This is a genomic window from Pseudomonas baetica, assembly GCF_051216495.1.
Lineage (GTDB): Bacteria > Pseudomonadota > Gammaproteobacteria > Pseudomonadales > Pseudomonadaceae > Aquipseudomonas > Aquipseudomonas baetica_B.
In genome coordinates this window covers 1-10,649 of sequence record NZ_JBPKAM010000148.1, presented here as the reverse complement: position 1 = coordinate 10,649, position 10,649 = coordinate 1, and the positions used below count along the sequence as shown (strand labels likewise).

The 10,649-nt window shown below is 60.2% G+C and carries 7 protein-coding genes; 3 read left to right on the top strand and 4 right to left on the bottom strand.

The annotated features are described in order from the left end of the window. Nucleotides 1-134: 134 nt before the first annotated feature. Nucleotides 135-3,605 carry a PAS domain-containing hybrid sensor histidine kinase/response regulator gene (locus tag ACSFE6_RS29170; protein WP_435430847.1) on the bottom strand — a complete coding sequence of 1,157 codons (3,471 nt, stop codon included), beginning with the start codon at nt 3,603-3,605 and terminating at the stop codon, nt 135-137. Between the two features lie 215 nt (nt 3,606-3,820). Then, nucleotides 3,821-4,357 carry a TetR/AcrR family transcriptional regulator gene (locus ACSFE6_RS29165; RefSeq protein ID WP_435430846.1) on the bottom strand — a complete coding sequence of 179 codons (537 nt, stop codon included), beginning with the start codon at nt 4,355-4,357 and terminating at the stop codon, nt 3,821-3,823. 152 nt (nt 4,358-4,509) lie between these two features. On the opposite strand from ACSFE6_RS29165, the gene ACSFE6_RS29160 reads away from it, so the two are divergent. The 3 genes from ACSFE6_RS29160 (at nt 4,510) to ACSFE6_RS29150 (ending at nt 8,946) form a co-directional block, all read left to right on the top strand. Then, nucleotides 4,510-5,700: an MFS transporter gene (locus ACSFE6_RS29160; protein ID WP_435430845.1), complete on the top strand. Its 1,191-nt coding sequence runs from the start codon at nt 4,510-4,512 to the stop codon at nt 5,698-5,700. A gap of 121 nt (nt 5,701-5,821) precedes the next feature. Then, nucleotides 5,822-6,973, top strand: coding sequence for a TDT family transporter (locus ACSFE6_RS29155; protein ID WP_435430844.1), 1,152 nt, complete (start codon nt 5,822-5,824; stop codon nt 6,971-6,973). A 98-nt stretch (nt 6,974-7,071) separates the two neighbouring features. Further along, nucleotides 7,072-8,946, top strand: coding sequence for an MFS transporter (locus tag ACSFE6_RS29150; RefSeq protein WP_435430843.1), 1,875 nt, complete (start codon nt 7,072-7,074; stop codon nt 8,944-8,946). A gap of 124 nt (nt 8,947-9,070) precedes the next feature. On the opposite strand, the gene sugE is transcribed toward ACSFE6_RS29150, so the two are convergent. Then, complete coding sequence (gene sugE / locus ACSFE6_RS29145) at nt 9,071-9,385, bottom strand: quaternary ammonium compound efflux SMR transporter SugE (protein WP_095195608.1); 315 nt, start codon at nt 9,383-9,385, stop codon at nt 9,071-9,073. 119 nt (nt 9,386-9,504) lie between these two features. Next, on the bottom strand, nt 9,505-10,470 hold the full coding sequence (locus ACSFE6_RS29140) for a bile acid:sodium symporter family protein (protein WP_435430842.1): 966 nt from the start codon (nt 10,468-10,470) through the stop codon (nt 9,505-9,507). Between the last annotated feature and the right edge of the window lie 179 nt (nt 10,471-10,649).

The following is a 10,649-nucleotide window of genomic DNA, read 5'->3' as shown; positions in this document are numbered from 1 at the left end:
GGGGGGGGGGGAGGGGAGAAAAGAAAAAAAACAAGTATGGAAAAAAAGACGACGCACAGAAAGGAGGAGGAGCAGGGGGGTGACCCCCCCCCCCCCCCCAAAGGCGCCGGATGTAGCACCACAACGGCTGAAACCTACAACGGCAAATGCCGACTCAACAACGCCCGCAAAGCCGCCGGCTTTACCGGTTTGGCCAGGTAATCCAGCCCCGCCGCATGCACCTGGGCCATGGTCTCCGGTCGCGCGTCGGCGCTGATCACCACGCCCGGTACAGGTTCGCCCAATCGCGTGCGCAACCAGGCCATCAATTCGGTTCCCGTTTCGCCATCGTCCAAGTGGTAATCCACCAGCGCCAACTGTGGTCGTATCCCATCGCCCAGCAGCGCCGCGCATTCATCGCGGTTACGCGCGGTCCAGACCTGGCAACCCCAACGGGTCAGCAAGCTGTTCATGCCGATCAGGATGCTGTCTTCGTTGTCGATGCACAGCACTTGCGCTCCGCCGAGCAACTTGCCATTCAATTCAGCCGCCTTGGCCGGCATCGTCGCTTGGGTCCGGGCCAATGGCACGCTGACGCTGAACACACTGCCGCGGCCTGGCCATGAGCGTACGCGCAGAGTGTGGCCCAGCACGCGGCACAACCCGTCGGCAATCGCCAGGCCCAGCCCCAGGCCTTTTTCGGCGCGGGTTTGATGGCTGTCCAGCCGTTTGAATTCTTCGAAAATCACCTGCTGCTTGTCTTCCGGAATACCCGGTCCGCGGTCCCAAACCTCCAGGCACAGCTCGCCCTGGCGGCGGCGAACCCCCAGTAGCACCGGGCCCTTGGCGTAGCGGAAGGCGTTGGTCAGGAAGTTCTGCAGGATCCGGCGCAACAGTTTGATGTCGCTTTCGATGCGCAACTGGCTGCCCCGCACACGGAACTCAAGCCCTTGCTCCCGTGCCAGCGCCTTGAATTCGGCACCGAGGGTGTCGAACAACTCATTGAGTGCAAATGGCTTGGTGTCGGGGTTGATCTTGCCGTTCTCCAGACGGGAAATATCCAGCAAATCGCTGATCAGGTCTTCGGCTGAACGCAAGGAGCTGTCCAGGTGCTGCACCAGTTTTTGCGCCTCATCGGACAAACCGTCCTCCTGATGGGTCAAGGCGGCGGAGAACAGTCGCGCAGCGTTCAAGGGTTGCATCAAGTCATGGCTCACCGCTGCCAGAAAGCGGGTTTTCGATTGGTTGGCCGCCTCGGCGATGCCCTTGGCTTCGGTCAGAGCGACGTTGAGTTGTGACAGTTCACGGGTACGTTCGGCCACGCGCTGTTCCAGGCTTTCGTTGGCTTCGGTCAACGCTTGCTCGGCTTCGCGGAACGGGGTGATGTCCGTGAAGCTCATGACGAAACCGCCGCCGGGCATCGGGTTGCCGATCAGTTCGATCACGCGGCCATTGGGGAACAATCGCTCGGAGGTGTGTGCCCGGCCCTGACGCATCCAGTGCAGGCGGCGAGCGACGTGCACTTCGGCTTCGCCTGGGCCGCACAAACCGCGCTCGGCGTTATGGCGGATGATGTCGGCAATCGGTCGGCCGACACTGATCAGGCCATCCGGATAGTTGAATAGCTCCAGGTAGCGACGGTTCCAGGCCACCAGTTTCAACGACTGGTCGACCACGCTGATACCCTGACTGATGTTCTCGATTGCTCCTTGCAGCAGCGCACGGTTGAACTGCAGCACCTCCGAGGCTTCGTCGGCGATTCGTACGACGTCCTCCAGTTGCATCTCCCGGCCTTCGATGGCGGCTTTTACCACGGCACGAGTCGACGAGGCGCCCAAAACACCGGCCAGCAAGCGCTCGGTGTGAGCGATCCATTCACTGTCGGCGTTCTGGTTCGGGTTGAAGCCTTTGCCCTGGCGGTAGGCGAAGCGAATGAAGCTCTGACGGGCGCGTTCTTCACCGACAAAGCGCGCAGCCAGTTGCAGCAAATCGTCGATCTGCACCGCTAGCATTGAGCGGGCGCTGGGCCGTGCACTGATTTCCTGGCCGATGAAGCGACCGGCCTGCCAATGTTCCGAGACCCGTGTGCGCGATAGCACCGAGACCCAGGCGAACAGCGTGAAGTTGCCGGCCAGGGACAACACCACGCCCTGAGTCAGTGGGGTGATGGGCAAGTTCAGCGGATTGCTGTGCAGCCAGGCCAGGCCCGGAAAGCTGCTCAGGGGCAAACCGAGGCTATGGGCCGCAATCGGCAAGACCAAGGTGTAGAACCAGAGGAATGTGCCAGCGGCGAGGCCGGCGAAAACGCCGCGACGGTTGGCCTGTTTCCAGTACAGCGCGCCGAGCATGGCTGGTGCCAGTTGGGTGACGGCGGCGAAGGCAATCTGGCCAATCGTCGCCAGGCTCGCAGTCGAGCCCAGCAGCCGATAGCTGACGTAGGCCAGCAGCAGGATCACCACGATAGTCACGCGGCGCACCGACAGCATCCACTGGCGGAACACTTCGAACGGGCGTTCGGCATTGTTGCGGCGCAGCAACCAGGGCAACAGCATGTCGTTGGAGACCATGGTCGACAGCGCAACACACTCCACGATCACCATGCCGGTGGCCGCCGACGCGCCGCCGATAAAAGCCAACAACGCCAGGGCAGGGTGGGCCTGGGCCAACGGCAGGCTGATCACGAAGGAGTCCGGCAGTACCGAGCTTGGCAGCAACATCTGACCCGCCAAGGCAATAGGCACGACGAACAAGGCCGCCAGAGCGAGGTAAGCGGGAAATACCCATCTGGCCAGGCGCAAATCCTGGGGTTCGATGTTTTCCACCACCGTCATCTGGAACTGTCGCGGCAGGCAGATGATTGCCATCATTGCCACTCCGGTCTGTACCACCATGGAGGGCCAGTTGACGGTTTCCTTCCAGTACTGCTCCAGTCGCGGGGCGAGCATGGCCTGGTTGAACAGGTCATCGAAACCGTCATACAGGCCGTAGGTCACGTAGGCACCGACGGCCAGAAACGCGAACAGCTTCACCAGCGATTCGAAGGCGATCGCCAGCACCATGCCGCGGTGGTGTTCCGTGGCATCGAGGTTTCGGGTACCGAAAACGATGGTGAACAACGCCAGCACCAGTGACACCACCAGTGCGGTGTCCTGGGCGCGAACGCCCATGGCGTCGGCGCCTGCTCCAATCAACAGGTTGACCCCCAGCACGATGCCCTTGAGCTGCAAGGCGATATAAGGCAGCACACCGACCAGGCAGATCAGCGCCACCACCACCGCCAGCGACTGGGATTTGCCATAACGTGCTGCGATGAAGTCGGCAATGGAGGTGATGTTCTCCTGTTTGCTGATCATCACCATTTTTTGCAGGACCCAGGGCGCAGCGATCAGCAGCAAAATCGGTCCGAGGTAAATTGGCAGGAAGGACCAGAGCTGCTCGGCCGCCTGGCCCACGGCGCCGAAGAATGTCCAACTGGTGCAGTAGACCGCCAGCGACAGGCTGTACACCCAGGCACGCACGCGCGGCGGCAAAGGCGCGCTGCGACGGTCACCGTAAAAGGCGATGGCGAACATGATGGCCATATAGGCCAGGGCGACGGCGGCAATCAGCCCGCTGGACAGCGACATGGGAACTCCAGATAACCAAAGGCTTCCGGGCCTCCCGCCCGGACAGACACAGTCTCGCACGATGGCAGGGGTTAGTCAGTGTCGACCAAGGTCGTGGCGTGGCGGGGTGTCGCAGTCAGATTCGTGGCGTCTGTGCGGGCCTCTTCGCGAGCAGGCTCGCTCCCACTCTGGACATAGATCAACTGTGGGAGCGAGCCTGCTCGCGAATGGCGATGTCACTGACCGAGCGCAATCTCGATCAACCGATGCAACTCCTCGACCTCCAGCGGCGCCTCGGAAAACAGAATGCGAAACACGACAGGCGCGGCGACCAGGTTGATCAGCCTGTCGACACCGGGCCGGGGTTCATCCGGGTAGCGATCGAGGATCACCTGCAATTGTCCGCCAATGATCGTCGCGCAATAGCTGGGTTTCAGGCTGGCCTGTATGTCACGAAGCATGTTGCGCCCCGGCGCCGAACTCATTTCATCCAGATACTGCTCCGCCCAGGCTCGTACATCACCCGACAGGCTGCCGGTGTTGGCTGATTCGGTTTCCGGTTGCATGCGCGCCAGGGCTACGTCTGCCAGCAGCACCGACAAGTCCCCCCAGCGCCGATAAATGGTTGAGGGCGTCACTCCTGCACGCGCGGCGATCTGCGGCACTGTAACGGTGGTGCGGTCCTGCTCTTCGAGGAGTTCGCGCACGGCGGTGTGAATCGATTCTTGTACCCGGGCGCTGCGGCCACCGGGTCGTAACGTTGGAGCGGTCATCACGTGTTTCCTGTTTCGCGCCGGAGTCTTTTGTTGAACGACTCCGATCCTGAAAAACCTTGTACTGGACCTTAACACAAAGAATTTGCTTTAAGCGCAAGCCGGTAGCACACTCCACAAAAGCAAAAAATTAGCTTTTGCGGAGCGATCTCATGTCCAGTTCTCATTCCAACCGTGCAAGCCTGTGGTTCCTGGCAATCACTTTGCTCAGTTTTCTCGCCGCTTCCACCGCGCCAACGCCCCTGTATCACCTCTATCAGGAGCAGCTGCACTTTTCGGCAGCGATCCTGACGCTGATTTTCGGGGTGTATGCCCTCAGCTTGCTGGTGGCGCTGCTGACGGTCGGCTCACTCTCGGATCATCTAGGGCGCAAGCCGGTGATTTTCACGGCGGTGCTGCTCAACGGTGTGGCAATGCTGCTGTTCATCTACGCCGACAATGTCGCCTGGCTGATCAGCGCCCGAGTGCTGCAGGGGTTCGCTACCGGCATGGCCACCGCAGTATTGAGTGCCACGCTGCTCGATACCGACCGTCAGCAAGGGCCGCTGATTAATAGTGTGGCCCCCCTGATAGGCATGGCGTTGGGTGGTTTGGGTTGCGGTTTGCTGGCCGAGTTTGCACCGGCGCCGTTGCACCTGACCTACTGGCTGTTGCTGGCGTTGTTTGTGATGCAGGCCCTGTATGTCTGGCGCCTGCCGGAAAGTGTTTCGCCGCAGCCTGGCGCGTGGTCGTCATTGCGCCCGACCCTGCATGTGCCCGTACAGGCGCGTTCTACCCTATGGCGGTTGCTGCCGCTCAATACGGCAACCTGGGCGCTTGGTGGCTTCTTCGCCTCCCTGGCACCTTCGTTGGTGCGTGCGGCCACGGGTTCGACCTCGAACCTGATCGGCGGATCGACCGTGGCGACTTTGACCATGACCGGCGCCCTGATGATTTTCACCCTGCGCAATCGGCCGGCCACCCTGGGACTTCGCATAGGAGCCATCTCGCTGCCGGTGGGTGTCATCCTGATCCTGGTCGGCGTACACAGCGCCAGTCTTGCCTTGTTTTTCATTGGCACACTCATCGCCGGTTGCGGTTTCGGTGCCGGTTTTCTTGGGACGGTACGCAGCCTGGTTCCGCTGGCGTTGCCGCATGAGCGGGCCGGATTGATGTCGGCATATTACGTGCTCAGTTACCTGGCGTTCTGCCTGCCGTCCTTGCTGGCCGGTAGCCTCTCCCATACTTTCGGCCTGGTGACGACCACTGATGGGTATGCCGGGGTACTGATCATTTTGTCCCTTGGGGCATTGCTTGCGATGATGCGACAGCGCGCTGCCAATGTTTGCAGTGCTGCTGGTTGATCCTGAAAGCAGGAGAATTATCATCTGTAAAATAGATAACAGTTAGAGATATTACCCGTTATATCGATATTCGATTCGGATCTATGATGGGCTCCACCTCACCAGAGGACAGGAGCCCACCATGACTTGCCCCACTACCGCCAAACCTGGCATCAAGCCTTTCACTCATCTGCAACATCCGCGTGAAGTCATCCGCCAGTTCACACCTAACTGGTTCGCCGCCACCATGGGCACCGGCGTGCTGGCGTTGGCATTGGCACAGTTACCCGTAGCCAATCCCGTTCTGCACGCCATTGCCGAATCGCTCTGGCAGTTCAATATCGTGCTGTTCTTGCTGTTCACCGCGCTGTATGCGGCACGCTGGGTCTTGTTTTTCGATGAGGCGCGGCGGATTTTCGGCCATTCCACGGTTTCGATGTTTTTCGGCACCATTCCCATGGGGCTGGCGACCATCATCAACGGTTTCCTGGTGTTCGGTCTGCCGCGTTGGGGCGATGGCGTGATTGCGCTTGCCGAAACGTTGTGGTGGCTGGACGTGGCGATGTCGCTGGCCTGCGGGGTGCTTATTCCCTACATGATGTTCACTCGCCAGGAACACAGCATCGATCAAATGACTGCCGTGTGGCTGTTGCCTGTGGTCGCGGCGGAAGTGGCGGCTGCCAGTGGTGGCCTGCTGGCGCCGCATCTGGTGGATGCTCATTCGCAACTGGTGGTGCTGGTGACCAGCTATGTACTCTGGGCCTTTTCTCTGCCGGTGGCGTTCAGCATTCTGACCATTCTGTTGTTGCGCATGGCGCTGCATAAACTGCCTCATGAAAACATGGCCGCTTCGAGCTGGCTGGCGCTCGGTCCGATTGGCACGGGGGCACTGGGCATGTTGCTGTTGGGTGCCGACGCTCCAGCGATTTTTGCCGCCAACGGCTTGCCGGGCGTGGGTAACATTGCTGCCGGGCTGGGCCTGGTCGCCGGCATCACTTTATGGGGCTTCGGTCTATGGTGGATGTTGATGGCAGTGCTGATCACCTTGCGCTACCTGCGCGAAGGCATTCCTTTCAACCTCGGCTGGTGGGGCTTTACCTTCCCGTTGGGCGTCTATTCTCTGGCGACGTTGAAACTGGGCAGCACGCTGCACCTTGGATTTTTCAGTGTCTTCGGCTGTGTGCTGGTGTCGTTACTGGCCGTGATGTGGCTGATTGTCGGCAAACGCACCGTGCAAGGCGCATGGCGAGGCGAGCTGTTTGTCTCACCGTGCATTGCAGGATTGAAGAAATGACCCACTGATTTTAGGTAATGTGTGGCCTGGATCGGTGTGCGGCATTCCAATCACTGTATCCAGGCTTCTCTTTATCCAAAATCAGGGACACATGGAAGATGAGTCACCCCTCGCAATTCACCTTGCTGCGCACTCGGCGCTTCCTGCCGTTTTTCGTGACACAGTCCCTTGGGGCATTCAACGACAACATCTTCAAGCAGTCGTTGATCCTCGCCATTTTGTACAAGTTGACGATTGAGGGTGACCGTTCGATCTGGGTCAACCTGTGTGCGCTGCTGTTCATCCTGCCGTTCTTTCTGTTCTCGGCGCTGGCCGGGCAATTTGGTGAAAAATTCGCCAAGGACGCGTTGATCCGTCTGATCAAGCTTGGGGAAATCGCCATCATGGCGGTCGGCGCAATCGGCTTCATGTTCGATCACCTGTCGCTGATGCTGGTGGCGCTGTTCGCCATGGGCACGCATTCGGCGTTGTTCGGGCCGGTGAAATACTCGATCCTGCCCCAGGCCCTGCGTGAAGATGAGTTGGTCGGTGGCAACGGCCTGGTGGAAATGGGTACCTTCCTGGCGATTCTCGCCGGGACCATTGGTGCCGGAATCATGATGTCGTCCGGTCATTACGCACCCATCGTCTCCACCGCGATCATCGCCATCGCCGTGCTCGGTTACCTGGCCAGTCGTGGTATTCCGCGCGCGGCGGCGGCTTCACCGCAGATGCGTCTGAACTGGAACATTTTCAGCCAGTCATGGGCCACGCTGAAGTTGGGCCTGGGCCAAACCCCGGCGGTGTCGCGCTCGATTGTCGGCAACTCATGGTTCTGGTTTGTCGGAGCGATTTATCTGACACAGATCCCGGCCTATGCCAAGGAATGGATGCACGGTGACGAAACCGTGGTGACGCTGATTCTTACGGTGTTCTCGGTGGGTATCGCCGTGGGGTCGATGCTCTGCGAGAAACTCTCCGGACGCAAAGTGGAAATCGGCCTGGTGCCGTTTGGTTCGTTCGGCCTGACGGTGTTCGGGTTGCTGTTGTGGTGGCACTCCGGTGGAATTCCGGACAGTGTCACGGGGCATGGCTGGATCGAAATTCTCGGCTTTGGCCACACCTGGCTGGTGCTGATCGACATTCTCGGCCTGGGGATATTCGGTGGTTTCTACATTGTGCCGCTGTATGCGTTGATCCAGTCGCGCACCGCCGAAAACGAGCGGGCTCGGGTCATCGCTGCCAACAACATTCTCAACGCGCTGTTCATGGTGGTATCGGCGATTGTTTCGATCATCCTGCTGAGCTTGGCCAAGCTGTCGATTCCACAGTTGTTCCTGGTGGTGTCGTTACTGAACATCGGCGTCAACGCCTATATCTTCAAGATCGTCCCCGAGTTCACCATGCGTTTCATGATCTGGCTGCTCAGTCATTCCATGTACCGCGTGGAGCATCGCAATCTCGACTTGATCCCCGATGAAGGCGCGGCGCTACTGGTGTGCAATCACGTGTCGTTCGTCGATGCCTTGCTGATAGGCGGTGCGGTGCGTCGGCCGATTCGCTTTGTCATGTACTACAAAATCTACAACCTGCCGGTGCTGAACTTTATCTTTCGCACCGCCGGGACGATTCCGATTGCGGGCCGTCAGGAAGACATCCAGATCTATGAAAAGGCCTTCACGCGCATTGCCCGGTATCTGAAGGACGGTGAACTGGTGTGCATTTTCCCGGAAGGAAAACTGACCGCCGATGGTGAGATCAACGAGTTCAAGGGCGGGCTGACACGGATACTCGAAGAGACGCCGGTGCCGGTGATCCCGTTGGCCTTGCAGGGGTTGTGGGGGAGTTTTTTCAGCCGCGATCCGGCCAAGGGATTGTTTCGCCGGCTGTGGTCGCGCGTAACCTTGGTGGCGGGGCCTGCGGTGGCGGTCGAGGTGGCGGAGCCTGCGAAGTTGCAGCAGATGGTGGGGGATTTGCGCGGGACTGTTAGATAGTCGGTGAATGGGCCTGCCTCATCGCGAGCAGCCTCGCGCCCACAAATTATTTGGTGTGACACATCACGTGATGTACACCAACAATCCCTGTGGGAGCGAGCCTGCTCGCGAAAGCGGTGGTCGCTTAAGCGCTGACTTTAAGTCCCACCAGACCGGTCACGATCAACGCCACGCTGGCCAACCGCACCAACGCCATGGACTCGCCAAACAAAATGATCCCGGCGATCACCGTACCCACGGCACCCACGCCGGTCCAGATCGCATAGGCCGTGCCCAGCGGCAACTCCTTCATGGCAAGGCCCAGCAAGCCAAGGCTGACAGCCATGGCCGCGACGGTGAGGGCGGTGGGGAGCGGGCGGGTAAAGCCGTCGGTGTACTTCAGGCCGACGGCCCAGCCGACTTCGAACAGGCCGGCGAAAAACAGAATGATCCAGGACATGAAAGACCTCCATCGATTGACGGGGTCGTCCCCAGATTAATGACTCGATCGAGCCGCGAGGTCGTCCTCGCGTTGCGCAATATAGTGCCCAGCATTAATCCGGGGATCAAGTTTTCAGATCAGTCAGCGGCCTGCTGAGCGGAAATTTCGCGGTCGCCTTTCTCACTCATACGACGGAACCAGGTCGACAGCAGTGCGCCGGAAATATTGTGCCAGACGCTGAACAGCGCGCTTGGTACCGCCGCCAGAGGCGAAAAGTGCGCACTGGCCAATGCGGCGCCCAATCCGGAGTTTTGCATGCCGACTTCCAGGGCCAGGGATTTGCGCTGGGCCAATGGCAGCTTGAACAGGCGACCGGTGAAGTAGCCCAGTAGGTAACCGAAGCTGTTGTGCAGCATGACCACGGCCATGATCAGCAAGCCGGATTCGGCAATCTTGGCCTGGCTGGCGGCAACCACGGCAGTGACGATGATCACGATGCTCACCACCGACACCAGCGGCAACACGTCCACCGCGTGGCGAACCCGATCACCCAGCAAGCGCTGGGCAACCACACCCAGCACGATCGGCAGCAGCACCACTTGCAGGATCGACCAGAACAGCTCCATGAACGAGACCGGCAGCCAGGCCGACGCCAGGAGCCAAATCAGGGCTGGAGTCAGCAGCGGGGCGAGGAGGGTGGTGACGGCGGCAATGGCCACCGACAGTGCCAGATCGCCACGGGCCAACCAGGTCATCACGTTTGACGAGGTGCCGCTTGGGCAGCAGCCAACCAGGATCACGCCGACGGCGATCTCTGGTGGCAAATGGAAAGCCTGGCAAAGCAACCACGCCACACCGGGCATGATCACGAAATGCGCAACCACGCCCAACGCCACGCGCCACGGATGGCGAGCGACTTCGGTGAAGTCTTCGAGTTTGAGGGTCAGGCCCATGCCGAACATCACCAGACCCAACAGCGGCACGATGGCGCCTTTGAGACCGATGAACCATGCCGGTTGCAGGAAGGCCACGACGGCGAAAATCAGAACCCAGTAAGCGAAGGTGTTACCGACAAAACGACTCAGTGCGGCCAGTGCGCGCATGGCTTGTTCCTTGTTATTAAGTAGCACCATAAAACCAATGTGGGGGGGGGGGGGGGGGGGGGGGGGGGGGGGGGGGGGGGGGGGGGGGGGGGGGGGGAGGCGGGGGGGGGGGGGGAGGAGGAGTGACTCGCGCGGGTGAGGTTAATACCGCACCCCGTTGATCGTATCCGCGTGTGCGT